A 19,383-nucleotide genomic window follows, 5' to 3' on the forward strand; every position below is an offset into this window, starting at 1 on the left:
TTCTGCGACCTCAGCGATTGAGGCCACCATTTATGAAAGCGTAATCTCCACCTTGAGGGGGAGATGGCCGGCAGGGCAGAGGAGGGTGATTCACACGCGACTACCGCGTAAAACTCTGCGCGTTCCCCGCATCGACATTGACGATATTCCCCGTCGACTTCGCCGAAGCATCCGACGCGAGGAAATAGATCGCTTCCGCGATATCCTCCGGAAACACATTCAGTTTCAAGAGCGAGCGGTTGCGGTAATGCTCTTCCAGATCGCTGACCTCGATCTTCGATGACGCCGCACGCTGTTCGCGCCACTCGCCGTTCCAGATCTTCGAGCCGCGCAGCACCGCATCCGGATTGACAGTATTGACCCGAATGCCCGCATCCGCGCCTTCCAGCGCCAGGCAGCGCGCCAGATGGATTTCCGCCGCCTTGGCCGTACAATAGGCGGAAGCGCCGGGTGACGCGGCAAGACCGTTCTTGGACGCGACGAACACCACATTGCCGCCGAGCTTCTGGCGGCGGAACAGCCGGAACGCCTCGCGCGAGACGAGGAAATAGCCGGTCGCCAGGATGTCGATATTGCGGTTCCACATCGAAAGCTCTGTCGCCTCGACCGGCGCTGAGGATGCAATGCCCGCATTCGACACGAGGATATCGAGCCCGCCGAATTCCACCGCCGCATCAGCGAACGCGGAAATCACACCCGCTTCATCGGTGACATTTAGAGCCACGCTGCGCACCACATCGCCGCCAAACCGCTTGGCAAAATCCTCATGCGCGCTTGCGAGCGAATCTGCATCGATATCGGCAAGCACGACGCACGCGCCCTCGCCTGCCAGCCGCTCCGCCGTGGCACGGCCGATACCGCCCGCCCCGCCGGTGACAAGCGCGATGCGCCCCGCAAGGCTCTTCGGCTTCGGCATGCGCTGAAGCTTCGCTTCCTCCAGCAGCCAATATTCGATGTCGAAGGCTTCCTGCTCCGGCAGGCCCTGATATTCGGACACCGTGGATGCTCCGCGCATGACATTGATGGCGTTGACATAGAACTCCCCGGCAATGCGCGCCGTCGCCTTGTCGCGGGCAAACGACAGCATGCCGACGCCGGGAACGAGGAAGATCACCGGGTTGGGGTCGCGCATCGCTGGCGAATTGTCGTGCTTGCACGTCTCGTAATAGCGCGTGTAGTCGGCGCGATAATCCTCCAGCGCCTTTTCCAGCCCTGCTAGCACTGCGTCCACATCCGGCTTCGCCGGGTCGAAATCCAGCACCAGTGGGCGGATCTTGGTGCGCAGGAAATGGTCGGGGCAGCTTGTGCCAAGCGCCGCCAACGGGCGCAAATCCCTAGAATTGACGAATTCGAGAACGGCGTCCTGATCGTCGAAATGCCCCAGCTTGCGCTCCGCCTTGCCGATCATGCCGCGGATGACGGGCATCAGACGCGCGGCGACAGCGCGGCGCTCGGAAGGTTCAAGGCTTTGGGTTACAGCACCGCCAAACGCCGCCTTGCCCTCCATCCGCTCCGCCAGCCAGCGGATTGCCTTGTTGATCACATCCAGCGTCAACTCATAGCAGACCTTGGCATCGTCAGCCCATGTGAACAGGCCATGGCTTTCCAGCACCACGCCCTTCGCCTGCGGGTTCGCCTTGACGAAGGCTTCGAGGTCGAGACCCAGTTGGAATCCCGGCCGCCGCCATGCCAGCCAGCCGATCTCGTCGCCGAAGATTTCCTTGGTCAATTCCCGCGAATTCTTCGAGGCCGCAATGGCGATAATCGCGTCCGGGTGCATATGGTCCACATGCTTGTACGGCACGAAGCCGTGCAGCGGCGTATCGATGGAGGCGGCGCGGGGATTCAAATTGAAAGTGCAGTGCGGCAGGAAGCCGACCATGCGGTCCTCGTCCTCGACGCCTTTGTAAATGCCTTTCAGCGCATTGAGCTTGTCCTGATAAAGAGTCGCGAAGCCGTCCAGCTTGATCGTGCCGACATCGCCACCCGAGCCCTTGACCCAAAGCACCTGAACCGGCTCCCCGGTCAGCGGGTCCGTTTCTGTCACCTTGGCGGAGGTATTGCCGCCACCATAATTGGTGATGCGCTTGTCGGCCCCCAGCAGATTGGAGCGGTAGAGCAGCTTGCCTGGTTCGTCCAAAGCTGCCGCCTTTGCGTCATCCCAACGGTTTTCCAGAAGCCGCACCTGAGCCGCCATGTCATCCTCCCGATCGCAGATTGTTCAAACTGGCGGAAGCTTGATCCGCCCGTCTCGTTGGGCGCAGATATGGCGCAAGCCACCTTTCACTGTCAATCGAAAACAATCAGAAATGATCATGCTGCATCGCGATATGAAAATTCATGATCGAATGTGATTGACAAGCTCGGGCCAATTGCGGGATAGAAAAGACAGGAGGACAAGATGCACGAACGCGAACGCCACCGCATTATCCTGAGCGCCGTTCAGGAAAAGCCTGTTGTCACCATTCAGGATATCGTCGAGCTGACCGAGGCATCGGAAGCGACGATCCGCCGTGACATCGCCGCGTTGCATGTGCAGGGACGCCTTCGCCGGGTGCGTGGCGGCGCGGAGGCCGTGCATCCGCCTCAATTGGCAGGCCTCGCCGGCCGCCCTTTCCGCGTTTCGGAATCCGAGAACATCGACAAGAAGCGGGCGATCGCGCGTGAAGCCGTGGCGCTATGCGAGGAAGGCGATGCCGTCATCATCAATGGCGGCACGACGACCTTCCAGATGGTGCATTATCTGGCCGCACGCCGCCTGCAGGTGCTGACCAATTCCTTCGCCATCGCCGAGCATCTGGTCAAGCATTCCAAGAGCACGGTCATCGTGCCGGGCGGCGCGATCTACCGCGAGCAGAGCCTGATCCTCTCCCCCTTCGACAATGATGTGACGCGCAATTTCTATGCGCGCCGGATGTTCATGGGGTCGCAGGGCATCGGGCCGCTCGGGGTCATGGAATCCGACGCGCTGATCATCCAGAGCGAGCAGAAGCTGATCAACCAGGCGGATGAGCTGGTGCTGATGGTGGATTCGACCAAGTTCACGCGCCGGTCGAGCCTGATCCTATGTCCGCTCACGCGGGTGACGACTGTTATCACCGACGATGGTGTAACGGACGCCGCGCGGCGCATGGTGGAGGATGCAGGCATTCAGTTGATCGTGGCGCAGACCGCCACTGCGACGGCGAAGAAGGAGGATTCCTCTTCGGTTGCATAGAGCATGATCCCGAAAAGATCATGCGGCTAAAACTAGGCGACCGAGAGGTGGGTAGAAACAACCAAGGGAGGATTAGAGACATGAATTTGTTTAAGAAACTGGCGCTTGGTGCGGCATTCGCCGTGTCCATAGTTGCCGCGCAGGCTCAAGCCGAACCTATGAAGATCGCGCTCGTCGTCAAATCGCTCGGCAACGGCTTCTTCGAGGCCGCCAACAAGGGCGCGCAGGAAGCGGCGAAGGAATTGGGTGACGTCGAGGTCATCTATACCGGCCCGACCACCACGACGGCGGAAGGCCAGATCGAGGTCATCAACTCGCTGATCGCGCAGGGCGTCGACGCCATCGCCATCTCCGCCAACGATCCCGATGCAGTCGTGCCTGCTCTGAAGAAGGCAGCGCAACGCGGCATCAAGGTCATCTCGTGGGATTCTGGCGTTGCGCCGGAAGGCCGCATCATGCACCTGAACCCCTCGTCGAACGAGCTGATCGGCAAAATGTGCCTGAAGCTCGCCGCCGATCATCTGCCTGACGGCAAGGGCGACTTCGCCATTCTATCGGCCACCACCACCTCGACCAACCAGAACATCTGGATTGACGAGATGAAGAAGCAGCTCAAGGACTTTCCGGGCCTCAACCTCGTCACGACGGTCTATGGCGACGACCTGGCCGACAAGAGCTATCGCGAAGCTCAGGGTCTCCTGACCTCGCAGCCGAACGTCAAGGTCATCGTCGCCCCGACGACAGTGGGCGTGCTCGCCGCCTCGCAAGCGGTGAAGGATGCCGGCAAGATCGGCGATGTCTATGTCACCGGCCTTGGCCTTCCCTCGGAAATGGCGGGCGCGATCAAATCAGGCGCGACCAAGGAATTCGCCATCTGGAACCCGATCGACCTCGGCTATTCCGCGACGCAAATCGCCTATCACCTCGTCAAGGGCGACGCCGACGGAAAGCCGAACACCGAGATCGACGCCGGTCGCATGGGCAAGATCAAGATCGGTGACAACGGCGAAGCAGCCATGTCCGATCCGTTCGTCTATGACGCTTCGAACATCGACGAGTTCTCGAAGGTCTTCTGATCGCGGTGGGAGCAGCGACCGCCCGGCAGTTTCGGCTGCCGGGTATGGCTCCCCTCTCTATCACCGTCATCCTCGGGCTTGCCCCGAGGATCCACGGCAAGGGAGCGCAAACAGCACTATCGCCCGCGACGGGACCATAAGACCAATCAAGGCTTATCGATCGAATACTGTTCCAATCTGGAACGCGTCGGCAGGTGGAGCGGTCGGTGCCCATCAGCCGTGGATCCTCGGGTCAAGCTTGAGGATGACGATGGGAAGGGCGGGAGGCGCCCGGCAAGTAACGGGCGCTGTCCCTCAGCGTCGAACGAAGAGAATATTCAGGTCCACACAATGAACGCAGCCGTCCAGACGCCCATTCAAGAAACGGCCCGTCCGGTCCCGCTTCTCGAAATGCGTGGCATCTCGAAATCATTCCCCGGCGTCCGCGCGCTCGATCAGGTCGATATCGCCCTCTATCCCGGCACGGTGACGGCGCTGATCGGTGAAAACGGCGCGGGCAAATCGACGCTGGTGAAAATCCTCACCGGTATCTACCAGCCGGATGAGGGTGAAATCCTCGTAGGCGGCAAGCCGGTCGCCTTCGTCACCGCGCAGGACGCAACGAACCACGGCGTCACCGCGATTCATCAGGAAACCGTGCTTTTCGATGAACTGTCGGTGGCTGAAAACATCTATCTCGGCCACGCGCCGAAAACGAAGCTCGGCCTCGTCGATTGGAAAGCGCTCAATGCCCGCTCGCTGGCGCTGCTCCACTCGCTGGAAACGACGGTCGATGTGCGCGCCAAGCTGAAAGAGCTTTCCATCGCGCAGCGCCACCTCGTCGCCATTGCCCGCGCGCTGTCCGTCGACGCCCGCATCGTCATCATGGATGAACCCACCGCCGCCCTGTCGCGAAAAGAAGTGGACGACCTCTTCCAGATCATCGAGCGGCTGAAATCCCAGGGCAAGGCCATCCTCTTCATCAGCCACAAATTCGATGAGGTCTACGAGATCGCGCAGAATTATGCCGTTTTCCGCGACGGCCGCGCCGTCGGTCATGGTGCGTTGAAGGATACCAGCCAAAACGAGATCGTGCGGCTGATGGTCGGCCGCTCGGTCGACCAGGTCTTTCCCAAGATCGACGTGACGCCGGGCGAGACCGCGCTGAAGGTCGAGAATTATTCGCATCCGACCGAATTCCGCGGCATCTCCTTCGAGCTGCGGCGCGGCGAAATCCTCGGGCTCTATGGCCTCGTCGGCGCGGGCCGGTCGGAGTTCTGCCAGTCGCTGTTCGGCGTGACCCGTCCCTCCGGCGGCAGGCTGACGCTTGAAGGCCGCGAGATCACCATCCGCTCGCCGCGCGACGCCATCGCGCATGGCGTCGTCTACGTGCCGGAGGAGCGCGGACGCCATGGCGCCGTGCTGCAGATGCCGATCTTCCAGAACATGTCGCTCCCCTCGCTCACCCGCACCTCACGCGCGGGCTTCCTGCGCTCCGCGGAAGAATTCGCGCTGGCGCGCCGCTATGCCGAACGCTTTGACCTTCGCGCCGCCGCCCTTTCCGTACCGGTCGGTACGCTCTCAGGCGGCAACCAGCAGAAGGTCGTCATCGGCAAATGGCTCGCCACGCAGCCCAAGGTCATCATTCTCGACGAACCGACCAAGGGTATCGACATCGGCTCCAAGGCCGCCGTCCACGCCTTCATCAGTGAGCTCGCCGCAGAAGGACTGAGCATCATCATGGTTTCATCCGAACTGCCTGAAATCATGGGCATGTCCGACCGCGTCCTCGTCATGCGCGAAGGATTATCGGCAGGGCTCTTCGACAGGCAATCGCTTGATGCCGAGACTCTGGTGCGGGCAGCGACGGGGAATGCATAAATGAACCGGATCCTCAAACACCGCGAAATCCTGCTCTTCGGCATCATCGCCATCCTCGTGGCAGGCTTTTCTGCCCGAGCGCCGGGCTTCGCCTCGCCAAAGAACCTTGCCGGTATCTTCAACGACACCTCGATCCTCATCATCCTGGCGCTCGGCCAGATGGCGGTGATCCTGACCAAATCCATCGACCTCTCCGTTGCCGCCAATCTGGCCTTTACCGGCATGGCCGTGGCGATGCTGAACGCCGCCCATCCGGAACTACCGCTCGCCCTGCTCATCGTGGTCGCGCTTGGCATCGGCGCCTTCCTCGGCGCAATCAACGGCCTCTTCGTCTGGAAGCTCGGCATCCCTCCCATCGTCGTAACGCTGGGTACGCTCACCATCTATCGCGGCATGGCCTTTGTCCTGTCAGGCGGCGGCTGGGTCAACGCCCACCAGATGACCCCGGTCTTCCTCAACACGCCGCGCCAGGTCTTCCTCGGCCTTCCCATTCTCGGCTGGACGGCAATTGCGATCGTCATTCTCGTCACCATCATGATGACGCGAACCTTCTTCGGCCGCGCACTCTATGCCTCCGGCGGCAATCCCACCGCCGCCGTCTATGCCGGCATCGATGTCGGGCGCACCCGCTTCTTCGCTTTCGTGCTGTCGGGCGCGCTGGCGGGGCTCTGCGGCTATCTCTGGGTCTCGCGCTATGCCGTCGCCTACGTCGATATCGCCGCCGGTTTCGAGCTTGACAGCGTGGCGGCCTGCGTCATCGGCGGCATCTCGACGCTGGGCGGCATCGGCACGGTCGCGGGCACCGTGCTCGGCGCGCTGTTCCTCGGCGTCATCAAGAACGCCCTGCCGGTCATCAACATCTCGCCCTTCTGGCAGATGGCGATTTCGGGCGCGGTCATCATCCTCGCCGTCATCTTCAATGCCCGCCAGGAGAAGCGGCGCGGCCGCATCATCCTGCGCGACAAGGCGGCCAAGACTTATCAGGAGGCCCCCGCAGCATGAGCGCCGTTCCAGAAAAGCGCCGTATTCCTGACCGGCTCGGCACATCCTTCACCCGGCTGTTCTCAAGCTGGGAGATGCTCCTGCTGGGGGTGGCGATTGTGATCTTCATCGCCAATTCCTTTGCCTCGCCCTATTTCCTCAATGTCTGGAATCTCTCCGACGCCACCTTCAACTTCACCGAAAAGGCGATGATCGCCTTTGCCATGGCATTGCTGATCATCTCGGGGGAGATCGATCTGTCAGTCGCCGCCATCATCGCACTCGCCTCCACCGCGATGGGCGCCGCGGCGCAAATGGGCGTCGGCACACCGGGGCTGGTTGCAATCGGTGTCAGTGTCGGGCTTCTCGCCGGGGCGTTCAACGGCTTGCTGGTGGCGGGGCTTGGACTTCCCTCCATCGTCGTCACCATCGGCACAATGAGCCTCTTCCGCGGCATCTCCTATATCGTGCTGGGCGATCAGGCCTATGGCGGATATCCCGAGAGCTTCGCCTATTTCGGACAGGGCTATGTCTTCTGGGTATTCTCGTTTGAATTCGTGCTCTTTGCGCTTTGCGCAGTTCTCTTCGCCGTTCTGCTGCATGCCACCAGCTTCGGTCGCAGGGTCTATGCCATCGGCAACAATGCCTTCGCGGCGCGTTTTTCCGGTATTCCAGTGGAGCGGGTCAAATTCATCCTGTTCCTGCTGACCGGCCTGATGAGCGGCATCGCCGCCGTCTGCCTGACCTCGCGGCTGGGCTCCACCCGTCCGTCGATCGCCCAAGGCTGGGAGCTTGAAATCGTTACCATGGTGGTGCTCGGCGGCGTCTCGATCCTCGGCGGCTCAGGCACCATCGGCGGCGTCGTCATCGCCGCCTTCGTCATGGGCCTCGTCACCTTCGGCCTGGGACTTCTCAACGTGCCCGGCATCGTCATGTCGATCTTCATCGGCCTGCTATTGATCGTCACCATTTCGCTGCCGATCATCATTCGCCGTCTCAAATCCGGAAAAGTCGCATGAATACCGAGAAATACGCTTTCAAGATGCGGCTCAATCCCGGCATGGAAGCCGAATACAAGCGCCGCCATGACGCGATATGGCCGGAGCTGGTGGAACTGCTGCACGAGGCGGGCGTTTCCGACTATTCCATCCATCTCGACCCCGAGACCAACACGCTTTTCGGCGTCCTGACGCGTACGGCGGACCATCGTATGGCTGACCTCCCCAACCATCCGGTGATGAAGAAATGGTGGGCGCATATGGCCGACATCATGGAAACGAATCCGGACAATTCGCCGGTACAGTCTGAACTCGTGACTGTGTTTCATCTGGCTTAGGGAGAAATTCGTTTGATCGAAACGCGAGGCGCCCCCCTCTGTCCTGCCGGACATCTCCCCCGCATGGGGAGAGATTACGCCGTCATCAACATGCAGCATCAATCGCCAACGTTGCAGGATGAAAGCGGTGAGCCGTATCGGCCAATCTCCCCCCTTGTGGGGGAGATGCCCGGCAGGGCAGAGGGGGGTACTCCCGCCAGCGTTTCCATCATGACCGCCCCCTCCCGCATCGCCGTTCTCGACATCGGCAAAACCAATGCCAAGGCCGTCATCGTCGACGCGGAAACGGCTCGCGAAATCGCCGCGCGCACCATGCCGAACCGCGTGCTGGCCGGGCCGCCCTACCCGCACTACGATATGGACGGCCTCTGGCGTTTCTTCCTGGCCGCACTCGCCGAATTTGCCCGCGATCCCGGTTTCGACGCCATCTCGATCACCACGCATGGCGCATCGGCGGCACTCCTTGGCGAAGACGGCCTCGCCATGCCGGTACTGGACTACGAGCACACCTATCCGGACCATATCCGCGAAAGCTATGCCGCGCTGCGCCCCAATTTCGGCGAAACCTCCTCACCGCTTCTCTCCGGCGGCCTCAATCTCGGCGCGCAGCTTCATTACCAGAAAACCGCGTTCCCCGATCTTTTCGCGCGAGTGAAGACCATCCTCACCTACCCGCAATATTGGGCATGGCGGCTGACCGGCATTGCCGCCTGCGAAGCAACCTCGCTCGGCTGTCATACAGATCTCTGGAACCCGCGAGCAGGTTCGTTCTCATCGCTCGTGGACAGGCTGGAGATAGGATCGCTATTGGCCCCGGTACGCTCCGCTTTCGACGCGCTCGGAACCGTCCTGCCCGAAATCGCCGACCCAATCGGCCTCGACAAGCCGGTCCCTGTCCATTGCGGCATTCACGATTCCAACGCCTCCCTGCTCCCGCATCTGCTCAGGCGCGAGCCACCGTTCGCCGTCGTCTCGACCGGCACATGGGTCGTCATCTTCGGCGTCGGCGGCCATGCGGAACATCTCGACCCTCGGCGCGATACGCTCGTCAATGTCGATGCCTATCGCCGCCCCGTCCCCTCCGCCCGCTTCATGGGCGGAAGGGAGTTCGAACTGCTGATGAAGGATGCCCCCGCGAGCCATCCGAATGAAGCCGCCGCGGTATTGCCTGATGTCCTGATCCATCAGACCATGGTGCTCCCCAGCATCGTTAAAGGCACCGGCCCTTTCCCGTCACGCGAGATGGCTTGGCTCAATGCGGAAAACCTCACACCGCCAAAACGCCACGCCGCCGCCTCGCTCTATGCCGCGCTGATGACCGATGTGAGCCTCGGGCTTGTCGGCGCGAATGGCCCGATCATCGTCGAAGGTCCTTTCGCGAAAAACAAAATCTACATCGCCACCCTTTCAGGCCTCATCGGGCGCGAGGTGCTGGCGCTTCCCGGCTCGACCGGCACCAGCCTCGGTGCGGCGATGCTCGCCGGCATGCAGCCGGGCGCGAGCGAACCCGAGTCCAATGATCTGGCTCTCCCTGAAACCTTCGCACCCTATGCGGAGACGTGGCGGAGCCTGCTTTGACGGACGAGCCTTATTTGGCTCCACGCCACTGATATTGCTCGATCGATGCAGGCTTCATCTCGATCGAGAAGCCCGGCAGCGAAGGCGGCATATAGGCCGCGTCACGAATCACGCACGGCTCGACGAAATGCTCGTGCAGATGGTCGACATATTCGATGACCCGGCCATCCTTGGTGCCCGAAACGGCGATGTAATCGATCATCGAGAGATGCTGCACATATTCGCATAGTCCAACGCCGCCCGCATGCGGCCAGACCGGCAGGCCATATTTTGCGGCGATCAACAACACCGCCAGCACCTCGTTCAAGCCGCCCATGCGGCATGAATCGATCTGCACGATATCGATCGCGCCTTCGGCGATGAACTGCTTGAACATGATGCGGTTCTGGCACATCTCGCCGGTCGCCACCTTCACCGGGGCGATGGCCTCGCGGATTTTGCGATGGCCGGCGATATCGTCGGGGCTGGTCGGCTCCTCGATGAAATAGGGATTGCAGAAGGAGAGCTTCTTCACCCAATCGATCGCCTGATCGACTTCCCAGACCTGATTGGCGTCGATCATCAGGAAGCGGTCCGGCCCGATCGTTTCGCGGGCGATGGTGAGCCGGCGGATATCGTCCTCCAGATCGCGCCCGACCTTCATCTTCACATGGTTGAACCCGGCATCGATCGCTTCCTGGCAGAGCCGCTTCAGCTTCTCGTCGGAATAGCCGAGCCAGCCGGCTGAAGTCGTATAGCAGGGATAGCCCTCGCGCTCGAGCGTGGCGATTCGGTCCGTCTTCCCCACCTCCGCCTTCTTGAGGATCGCCAGCGCCTCCTCCGGCGTCAGCACGTCGGTCAGATAACGGAAATCGACGATACGGACGATCTCCTCCGGCGTCATCTCGCCGACCAGCCGCCAGACGGGCTTGCCCCCCTGCTTGGCGAGCAGATCCCAGACGGCATTCACCACCGCGCCGGTCGCCAGATGTATCGCACCCTTGTCCGGCCCGATCCAGCGCAACTGGCTGTCACTCGTCAGATGCCGCCAGAACGCACCGGGATTTTCACGGATGGCCTCCAATTCCTGCCCGACGACGAGATGCTTCATCGCCTCTATGGCGAGGCAGCAGATATCGTTACCGCGCCCGATGGTGAAGGTAAGTCCGTGGCCCGCCAGCCCGTCCCGGTCAGTATCCAGAATGACATAGGCGGCGGAATAATCCGGATCCGGATTCATCGCGTCCGACCCGTCGAGACTTTGCGACGTCGGAAAACGTAAGTCGAAAACACGAAGATCGGTAATACGGGCCACGGGGAACCTCTTATGTTGGTATGTGCGGTATTCACCCCCCTCTGGCCTGCCGGCCATCTCCCGCACAAGGAGGGAGATTACGCCTTCATAGATGTGCGGCACCAATCGCAACCGTCACAGGAAGAGAGCGGTTAGCCATGCCAGCCAATCTCCCCTTGTGGGGGAGATGCCCGGCAGGGCAGAGGGGGGTTATCGATAAGCGCCTAAATATCAGCCTTCACATTCTGCTTCTGTGTACCCAACCCCTCGATCCCGAGCTCGACCACGTCGCCGGCCTTGAGATAGCGCGGCGGCTTCATGCCCATGCCCACGCCGGGCGGCGTGCCGGTGGAGATGATATCGCCCGGCTGCAGCGACATGAACTGGCTGAGATAGGAGACCAGATACCGCACGCCATAGACCATGGTCTTCGACGAACCGTCCTGCATCGTCTCGCCATTGACCTTGAGCCACATGGAAAGATTCTGCGGGTCGGCCACCTCGTCCTTGGTGACGAGCCAGGGACCGGTCGGGCCGAACGTGTCGCAGGATTTGCCCTTGGTCCACTGGCCGGCGCGCTCCGCCTGGAAGGCGCGTTCGCTGACATCATGCGCGGTGCAATAACCGGCGACGTAATCCAGCGCATCCTCTTCACTCACATATTTGGCCGTCTTGCCGATGACGACGCCGAGCTCGACTTCCCAGTCGGTCTTTTCAGAGCCGCGCGGAATGAGGATATCGTCATTCGGGCCGACGATCGCCGAGGTCGCCTTCATGAAGATAACCGGCTCCGGCGGCACCGCCAATCCGGATTCGGCGGCATGGTCGGCATAGTTCAAACCGATGCAGATGAACTTGCCGGTCCCGGCGACGCAGGGGCCAAGGCGCGGGCTGCCGGAGACGAGCGGAAGGCTCTCGGCATCGATCTCGCCAAGTTTGGCCAGGGCATCAGGCGCGAGCACCGCGCCGGCAATATCGTTCACATGGCCGGAAAGGTCGCGAATATTGCCGTTTTTGTCGAGAAGGCCCGGCTTTTCGTTTCCTGCCTCGCCATATCGCAGCAGCTTCATGTCTGTCTCCTTGTATGAATTGAGGGAGTAGGTGAGTAGGGAAAACATATTCCCCTATTCCCTTACTCCCATACTCCCTTAATTAGTCCACCCGCCGTCGATGACATATGCCTGCCCCGTCGTATAGGTGGCGCCGGCGAGATAAACGGCGAGATCGGCAATTTCTTCCGGTGTTCCCAGGCGTCCCATCGGCTGGCGCGAGATAAATGCCGCGCGCGCGGCATCGTAGTCGCCCTGCGCGCGCATACGCTCTTCCAAAGACGGGCTCTCCACCGTGCCGGGGCAGATCGCCATGCAGCGTATGCCCTGCCCGACATAATCCGCTGCCACCGATTTCGTCAGCCCGATCACCGCCGCCTTGGTGACGCTATAGGCGAAGCGGTTCGGCACGCCCTTGATGCTGCTCGCCACCGAAGCCATGTTGATGATTGCGCCGCCGCCATTCGCGATCATGCCAGGCAGGACCGCGCGGATGGTGCGCACCATCGAGCGGAGATTGAGATCGAAGGCGAAATCGAGATCCTCGTCCTTCATATCCAGGATCGAGCCGGAATGGACGAAGCCGGCGCAGTTGAAGAGCACATCGACAGTGCCGATCTCGGCTGCGGCCTGCGTCACGGCGGCGGTATCCAGCACGTCCAGCCTGCGCACGGAAATGCCGGACTCGTTCGCAAGCGTGGCAAGCGCTTTCTCGTTGATATCCGTGGCATGCACCGTTGCGCCCGCACGCGCGAAGGCGAGCGCCGTCGCCTTGCCGATACCCTGTCCCGCCGCCGTCACCAGAACCGTCTTGTCCCTGAATTTCTCACTCATCTCAATTCTCCGGATTTTGAGCATGATCCCGAAAAGTTGCAGACTTTTCGGATAAGATCATGTGGCTAAATACCTCGCCGCTCGGCGATCAGGATATGGTCCGCGGCAAGCACCACCTCGCCGCGCTGGTTGATCACCTCGCACCGCTCGACAACGCGGCCATGGCCGGGACGCTTGGGATCATCTTCCTTGGCCGCGATGGTGACGCGCGTGTGGATCGTGTCGCCGATGAACACCGGCCGCACGAAGCGCAGGCGATCATATCCATAGGAGAAAGCGACGGGATTGATAAGGCTCGCGGTCAGCCCAACGCCGATCGAGAACACCATCGTCCCATGCGCGACGCGTTGGCCGAACGGCGTGGTCTTGGCGAATTCAGCATCCATGTGATGTGGGAAGAAATCGCCGGTGTGCCCGGCATGGACGACGAAATCCGTCTCCGTGATGGTGCGCCCCGTGGTAGCGCGCACATGGCCGAGCTCATAGTCTTCGAAATAGATGGTTTGTTCAGCCATATCTGCCTCAGGGTCTTGGATCGAGCGGCGTTGCGGGAGCCGCGCTCGACCGGTATGCGCTTTCGACCAGCGCCATCGTGCTCCATGCGTCCTCCACGGAACTGACGAGCTCCTTGTCCTCGCCCGCCGCAAAGCGCTGCAGGTTCGCCATGCGCCCGACGAACGCATCCGGGAACCATGCACCCTCAAGCGGCACCGTCACCCAACCATCCCCGCCCCTGGGATAAATCTCCAGCACATCCGGCTCACCGCGCGGATAATCGAGATTGACGCCGAGCTTCACATAGGCCGCTCCTGAAGTGCCGCAGATGCGGAACTCGCAGGCCTGGTATTTGCGTCCGAACTTATGGTCGTGATTGATCGAGAGCGCGCAGCGCACCCTCTCGCCATAGTCGAGGATGGCGCTCGTCCGCGTCTGCGCCACCTTGTGGTTCGGATGTCCCATCGTCTTGGCGTGAACGCCTTGTGGATCGCCCAGCACCTGCCGGATGAGATCGAGATAATGGATCGAATGCATGGCGATCTCGACCCGCGGCAGACCGTTGAGGAACGGCCAGAGCTGCCAGGGCGTATCGAGCGCCAGCCAGGCGTCGAAATCGACCACCTCGCCAAGCCAGCCCTGGTGAATGGCATCCTTCAAAGCCAGCATCATCGGCGCAAAGCGGAGCTGGAAATTGATCGCCGCGATAAGCTTTTTTTCACGGCAGACGCCCAAGATTTCCCGCGCCTCGGTGAGCGTATTGCCCATCGGCTTCTGGATAAGCACCGTCGCGCCATCCGGCAGCACTTTCAGCACTTCGGCATGACGGCCCGGCGGAGTCGCCAGATCGAACACCGCATTCTCGACCGCCGCCGCCTCTGCAATGGAAGAAAACGCCTTCACGCCCCAGTCATCCGCAAGCTTCTGCGCCTTCGCCTGATCGGGATCGAAAAGCCCGGCAATCGGAAACCCGCCCTTGCGATACGCCGGATAATGTGCGTCCCCGACGATGGACCCCGCGCCGAAGGTGACGATGGGGCGAGGATTGGCCGGCAGCGGCCAGGATTGGTTGAGAATTGTGGGATCGAAGGTCACGGGGCTACCCTTCCCCATTGGAGATTTTAATAGAAGCGCTGGCAGGGCAGAGGGGGGTGAACAACGCTTCCGTTAAAACAGAACCCACTCTGGAAACCGCGAGAAACGGAATATCCTCGACCACGTCAATCAAGATGAAACACCTCGTCCATCATCGCCCACCACTCGCCTTCCTTGCGGGTCGAGAGCGGAACCTGGCAGGGCATGCAGACCGACCACCATTCCTGGTTTTTCTTGTCAGTGGCCATTTTCGCCATATCGGCCTCGAAATCACTTCCGTGATATTCCCAATAGCCGAAGAGCAGATTCTCCGGCTCGCGCAGGAAGATGGAATAATTACGGATGTTGCAGGCCGATATCAGCGCCAGGATTTCCGGCCACACCGCCGCATGAAGGCGTTTGTACTCCGCGACTTTCTCCGGATTTAGCCCGATGACCATTCCCATTCGCTGCATGGCTCAGGTCCTTATCTCGGTGGTGAATTCGGGGATGCTGCGGGCGGTGAGCGCCTCCCAGTCCCAATCGATGCCGATACCCGGCGCATCCGGCGCGATCGCATGACCGTTCTCGATGCGCATCGAACTCTGCGTCAGATCATCAAGCTGCGGAATGTATTCGACGTATTTGCCGTTCGGCACGGCGCAGACGAGGCTCACATGCAGCTCCATCAGGAAATGCGGGCAGATCGGCATGTCGAAGCTCTCCGCCAGATGCGCCACCTTCAGCCATGGCGTGATGCCGCCGATGCGCGCCACATCCACCTGCACGATGGAGCAGGCACCCTTCTGCATATATTCGCGGAAATGCCGGATCGAGTAGAGCGATTCCCCCACCGCGACAGGCGTGTTCGTTGCTCTCGACAGCCGGACATGCCCGTCGATGTCGTCGGCGGGAAGCGGTTCCTCCAGCCAGGCAAGATCGATATCCCGCAGCACATGCGAACGGCGGATTGCCTCATCGAGCGTGAAGCCCTGATTGGCGTCGGTCATGATCTCGAAGCCGGACCCGAGCGCATCACGCATGGCCGAGAGCCGGTCGAGATCTTCCGAACCATGCGGACGCCCGATCTTCACCTTCGAGCCGCGAAAGCCCTTTTCCTTCGCCGCCAGCGCATCCTCGACAAGCGCTTGCTTCTCGATATGCAGCCAGCCGCCCTCGGTCGTATAGAGCGGGCAGCGGTTCTTCGCCCCGCCCGCGAGCTTCCACAGCGGCAGGTTCTGTTTCTTGGCCCGCAAATCCCACAGCGCCGTGTCGATGGCCGCCAGCGCCAGCGCAGTGATCGCCCCCACGGTCGTGGCATGGGTGGCGAATTCCAGCTTGCGCCAGATCGCCTCGATGCAGTCAGCATCGTCGCCGAGAATGCGCGACGCAAGGTGATCCGACAGGAGCCGCATGACAGACGAGCCACCCGTGCCGATCGTATAACTGTAGCCTGTTCCGGTCGCGCCATCGGAATCGGTGATGGTGACGATGGGCGTCTCCTGGCTGACAAAGCTCTGGATCGCGTCCGTCCGCAAGGTTTTGGGCGGCAGGTCGACCATCCGCAGGTCTATTTTCTCGATTCTCGCCATGTCAGCCCCGCAAGGTCCGGCCGGTTTCGGCGGAAAAGAGATGCGCCTGCGACAGATCAAGGCTCATCGCGATCTTCTCGCCCGCCGCCAGCGGTTTCGGATTGAGCATCCGCGACACCCAATCGCGCTTGTTGAAGCCGACGAACACCAGCGTCTCGTTGCCGAGTGGTTCGGTGATCGACACCGGAAGGTCGAGTTGATGGATATCCGTCGTATCCGCCGAGGATAGGCCGTGCCCGGTCGGATAGATATCATCTGGCCTGAGACCGAACACGACCTTCTGCCCCACCGTCACCCGCTCATGAAACTGAGCCGGCAGCGGCAGACTGTCACCCGATGCGAAGACCAGCTTTCCGTCATCGACAACAGCCTCATCGAGGTTCATCGGCGGCGAGCCGATAAAGCCCGCGACGAAGCGCGTCGCCGGAAAGCGGAACACCTCGTCCGGCATGCCCACCTGCTCGATATGGCCGTCGCGCATGATGACGATGCGGTCGGAGAGCGTCATAGCCTCCACCTGATCGTGCGTCACATAGATGATGGTGGATTGCACCTTGGAATGCAGCTTCTTGATCTCGGTGCGCATCTGCGTCCTGAGCTTCGCGTCGAGATTGGAAAGCGGCTCGTCGAATAGGAACACCTCCGGCTGGCGCACGATGGCGCGGCCCATGGCGACGCGCTGGCGCTGCCCACCGGAAAGCTGCGACGGGCGGCGCTCCAGGAGCGGCTTCAGTTCCAGAATGTCCGCCGCCGCCTCGACCCGCTCGTCGATCTCCTTCTGCGGCCGCTTGGCGATTTTCAGCGAGAAGCCCATGTTCTCGCGCACCGTCATATGCGGGTAAAGCGCGTAGGACTGGAACACCATCGAGATGTTCCGCGCCCGGGGCGGCAGGTCGTTGACCACCTTGCCGCCGATCTCCAGCGCGCCGTCGCTGATGTCCTCCAGCCCCGCGATCATGCGCAGCGTGGTCGATTTCCCACAGCCGGACGGACCGACCAGCGCCACGAACTCGCGATCCCTAACGTCGAGGTCGATGCCATGCACCACTTCGACCGTGCCGTAGCGTTTGACGAGTTTCTTGAGCGAAACGGTAGCCATGAAAGCGTTACCCCTTTACCGCGCCGAAGGTGAGGCCGGAGACCAGATGTTTCTGGATTATGAAGGTGAGGATGAGCGCCGGCACGATCATGACGACGGCGAGCGCGCACATGCCGCGCCAGTCGATGGTGAACTCTGCGGTGTAGTCGAGAAGCCCGACCGGCAGCGTCTTGGAATTGACCGAGCGGGTGAGCTGCGAGGCGAGCGCATATTCGTTCCACGAGGTTAGGAAGGCGAAGATGCCGGCGGACGCGATGCCGGGACCGGCCAGCGGAAACTCCACCTGCCAGAAGGCCTGCCAGCGGGTGCAGCCGTCGATCTGCGCCGCCTCCGCCAGATCACGCGGCACCTGCCGGAAAAAGCCATCGATCAGCCAGATCGTGAACGGCACGTTGAGCGCCACATAGGTCAGGATCAGCCCGAAATGCGTGTCGATGATGCCGAGGCGCGCATAGATCATGAACAGCGGCAGCGACAGCGCGATGCCCGGCACCGCACGGGTCAGCATGAAACCGAGGAAGATCGCCGACTTTCCCTTGAAGCGGAAGCGCGCGAAGGCATAGCCGCCGGCCATCCCGATAGCGAGCGCGATCAGCGTCGAGGTGACGGAGACGATGATGGAGTTGCGGAAATAATCCCACACCGGCACGCCGCCCGCGCCGATGCCGCTGAACATAGCGCGATAGGCGTCGAGCGACAGTTGCGTCGGGATCCACACCGGTGGCTTCGCCATGATCTCGACGGTCGGCCGCAGCGAACTCAGGATGATCCACACACCCGGCAGGCAGATGACGAACATCGCCAGGAAGAGGCCGATGAAATGCGCGATCTTCAGGAGGCGGCGCTGGACGCGATAGGAGCTGTTCTTGTCTTCCATCCTACCACTCCGCTCCGATCTGCTGGCGCGCGGCGGCCAGTTTTCTGAAGAAATAGACGGTGAAAAGGATCGACAGCACGATCGAGACATAAGCCATGGCATTGGCCACACCCATGCGCGCATCGCTGTAGGCCGTCCGTCCGACGAGCGTCCACAAAAGCTCGGTGCGCCCCGCCGGCCCGCCGTCGGTCATGATCTTGACGATGTCATAGGCCCGCGCCACGTCGAGGGAGCGGATCGTCATGGCGATGAAGGCGAACGGCATGATGAATGGCCATGTGACATAGCGAAACGTCTGCCAGGGCGTGCAGCCATCGACCCGCGCCGCCTCCACCGGCTCCTGCGGCATGGCAAGAAGCCCGGCGAGGATCAGGATCGCGAAGACGGAGGTGGAGGACCAGACCTCGGCGACGATGATAGAAAAGAGCGCGAGGTTCCCGTTGATCAGCCACGGAATCGCCTGATCGGTCAGCCCCAGGGACTGCAGTGCGTTGTTCACGAGACCGATATTGTCGTTGAACATGAATTTGAACTGGAAGCCGACCAGAACAGGCGAAAACATCATCGGAAACATCATCAGCGTGCGTAAGAGCCGCTGCCCATGCGTCGCCTTGTTGACGAGCATGGCAAGCCCCAGCCCCAGGAACATCTCCGCGTTGAGCGCGATGGTGAGAAGCAGGATCGTGCGCCCGAACGCCACCCAGAAATCCCAGTTGGAGAGCACGTTGATGTAATTGCGCAGGCCGATGAATGTCCACAGCGTCTCCGGTCGCGTCAGCCGGAACGGCGTGAAGCTGGAATAGAAGGACAGAAGCAGCGGCAGAACAATGACCGCCACCAGCACGATGATCGCCGGAAGAAGCAGCAGGATCGGGGCTGGAAGTCTGAGTTTCATTTATAAGCCCTGCTCCTGATCGGCATGCGGCATGGATTCTGTCATTTGATCAAGCCGATCGACCGGCCGTGAAATACATCTCATCCGCCTGCCGGCACCTTCTCCCCGCACGCGGGGAGAAGGGAGAAGCGGCACCGTGCGGATTCC

The 19,383-nt window shown here is 61.3% G+C and carries 18 protein-coding genes; 7 read left to right on the plus strand and 11 right to left on the minus strand.

Annotation, left to right across the window (positions count from 1 at the left end; translation table 11 throughout):
- Nucleotides 1-100: 100 nt before the first annotated feature.
- Nucleotides 101-2,197, minus strand: a complete 2,097-nt coding sequence (locus tag ATN84_RS18310; protein ID WP_068883293.1) for a bifunctional rhamnulose-1-phosphate aldolase/short-chain dehydrogenase — start codon at nt 2,195-2,197, stop codon at nt 101-103.
- Nucleotides 2,198-2,401: 204 nt separating this feature from the next.
- Here ATN84_RS18310 and ATN84_RS18315 point away from each other — a divergent pair, with 204 nt between their 5' ends.
- From ATN84_RS18315 to ATN84_RS18345, 7 genes are all read left to right on the plus strand, one after another.
- Nucleotides 2,402-3,217 carry a DeoR/GlpR family DNA-binding transcription regulator gene (locus ATN84_RS18315; RefSeq protein ID WP_068883295.1) on the plus strand — a complete coding sequence of 272 codons (816 nt, stop codon included), beginning with the start codon at nt 2,402-2,404 and terminating at the stop codon, nt 3,215-3,217.
- An 80-nt stretch (nt 3,218-3,297) separates the two neighbouring features.
- Nucleotides 3,298-4,293 carry a rhamnose ABC transporter substrate-binding protein gene (rhaS, locus tag ATN84_RS18320; RefSeq protein WP_068883297.1) on the plus strand — a complete coding sequence of 332 codons (996 nt, stop codon included), beginning with the start codon at nt 3,298-3,300 and terminating at the stop codon, nt 4,291-4,293.
- Nucleotides 4,294-4,623: 330 nt separating this feature from the next.
- Nucleotides 4,624-6,153: a sugar ABC transporter ATP-binding protein gene (locus ATN84_RS18325; RefSeq protein ID WP_068883300.1), complete on the plus strand. Its 1,530-nt coding sequence runs from the start codon at nt 4,624-4,626 to the stop codon at nt 6,151-6,153.
- The gene (locus ATN84_RS18330) at nt 6,154-7,155 is read left to right on the plus strand and encodes an ABC transporter permease (RefSeq protein WP_068883302.1); all 1,002 of its coding nucleotides are present in this window, start codon (nt 6,154-6,156) and stop codon (nt 7,153-7,155) included.
- On the plus strand, nt 7,152-8,153 hold the full coding sequence (locus ATN84_RS18335; protein ID WP_068883304.1) for an ABC transporter permease: 1,002 nt from the start codon (nt 7,152-7,154) through the stop codon (nt 8,151-8,153). Before ATN84_RS18330 ends, ATN84_RS18335 begins: the two co-directional genes overlap by 4 nt.
- On the plus strand, nt 8,150-8,470 hold the full coding sequence (gene rhaM / locus ATN84_RS18340; protein WP_068883306.1) for an L-rhamnose mutarotase: 321 nt from the start codon (nt 8,150-8,152) through the stop codon (nt 8,468-8,470). Before ATN84_RS18335 ends, rhaM begins: the two co-directional genes overlap by 4 nt.
- A 210-nt stretch (nt 8,471-8,680) precedes the next feature.
- Entirely contained in the window at nt 8,681-10,048 is a 1,368-nt protein-coding gene (locus ATN84_RS18345) for an FGGY-family carbohydrate kinase (protein WP_068883308.1), read from the plus strand.
- 10 nt (nt 10,049-10,058) lie between these two features.
- Here the strand turns inward: ATN84_RS18345 and ATN84_RS18350 are convergent, their stop codons facing one another.
- The 10 genes from ATN84_RS18350 to ATN84_RS18395 all read right to left on the minus strand — a co-directional run bounded on the left by ATN84_RS18350 (nt 10,059) and on the right by ATN84_RS18395 (nt 19,236).
- Complete coding sequence (locus ATN84_RS18350) at nt 10,059-11,342, minus strand: L-fuconate dehydratase (RefSeq protein ID WP_068883310.1); 1,284 nt, start codon at nt 11,340-11,342, stop codon at nt 10,059-10,061.
- Between the two features lie 203 nt (nt 11,343-11,545).
- Complete coding sequence (locus tag ATN84_RS18355; RefSeq protein WP_068883312.1) at nt 11,546-12,391, minus strand: fumarylacetoacetate hydrolase family protein; 846 nt, start codon at nt 12,389-12,391, stop codon at nt 11,546-11,548.
- 78 nt (nt 12,392-12,469) lie between these two features.
- Complete coding sequence (locus tag ATN84_RS18360) at nt 12,470-13,204, minus strand: SDR family oxidoreductase (protein WP_068883314.1); 735 nt, start codon at nt 13,202-13,204, stop codon at nt 12,470-12,472.
- 65 nt (nt 13,205-13,269) lie between these two features.
- Nucleotides 13,270-13,719 carry a MaoC/PaaZ C-terminal domain-containing protein gene (locus tag ATN84_RS18365; RefSeq protein ID WP_068883317.1) on the minus strand — a complete coding sequence of 150 codons (450 nt, stop codon included), beginning with the start codon at nt 13,717-13,719 and terminating at the stop codon, nt 13,270-13,272.
- Nucleotides 13,720-13,726: 7 nt separating this feature from the next.
- Nucleotides 13,727-14,812: a Gfo/Idh/MocA family protein gene (locus tag ATN84_RS18370; RefSeq protein ID WP_068883319.1), complete on the minus strand. Its 1,086-nt coding sequence runs from the start codon at nt 14,810-14,812 to the stop codon at nt 13,727-13,729.
- A 107-nt stretch (nt 14,813-14,919) separates the two neighbouring features.
- Nucleotides 14,920-15,249 (minus strand): L-rhamnose mutarotase, encoded by a 330-nt coding sequence (locus ATN84_RS18375; protein ID WP_068883321.1) that lies wholly within the window; start codon nt 15,247-15,249, stop codon nt 14,920-14,922.
- 3 nt (nt 15,250-15,252) lie between these two features.
- Entirely contained in the window at nt 15,253-16,365 is a 1,113-nt protein-coding gene (locus ATN84_RS18380) for a mandelate racemase/muconate lactonizing enzyme family protein (RefSeq protein WP_068883323.1), read from the minus strand.
- Nucleotide 16,366: 1 nt separating this feature from the next.
- The gene (locus ATN84_RS18385) at nt 16,367-17,464 is read right to left on the minus strand and encodes an ABC transporter ATP-binding protein (protein ID WP_068883325.1); all 1,098 of its coding nucleotides are present in this window, start codon (nt 17,462-17,464) and stop codon (nt 16,367-16,369) included.
- Nucleotides 17,465-17,471: 7 nt separating this feature from the next.
- A complete protein-coding gene (locus tag ATN84_RS18390; protein ID WP_068883327.1) occupies nt 17,472-18,341 on the minus strand; it encodes a carbohydrate ABC transporter permease in 870 nt (289 codons plus the stop codon).
- Between the two features lies 1 nt (nt 18,342).
- On the minus strand, nt 18,343-19,236 hold the full coding sequence (locus ATN84_RS18395) for a carbohydrate ABC transporter permease (protein WP_068883329.1): 894 nt from the start codon (nt 19,234-19,236) through the stop codon (nt 18,343-18,345).
- Nucleotides 19,237-19,383 lie beyond the last annotated feature (147 nt).

The sequence above is a fragment of the Paramesorhizobium deserti genome (assembly GCF_001558695.1).
GTDB classification, from domain to species: Bacteria; Pseudomonadota; Alphaproteobacteria; order Rhizobiales; family Rhizobiaceae; genus Paramesorhizobium; species Paramesorhizobium deserti.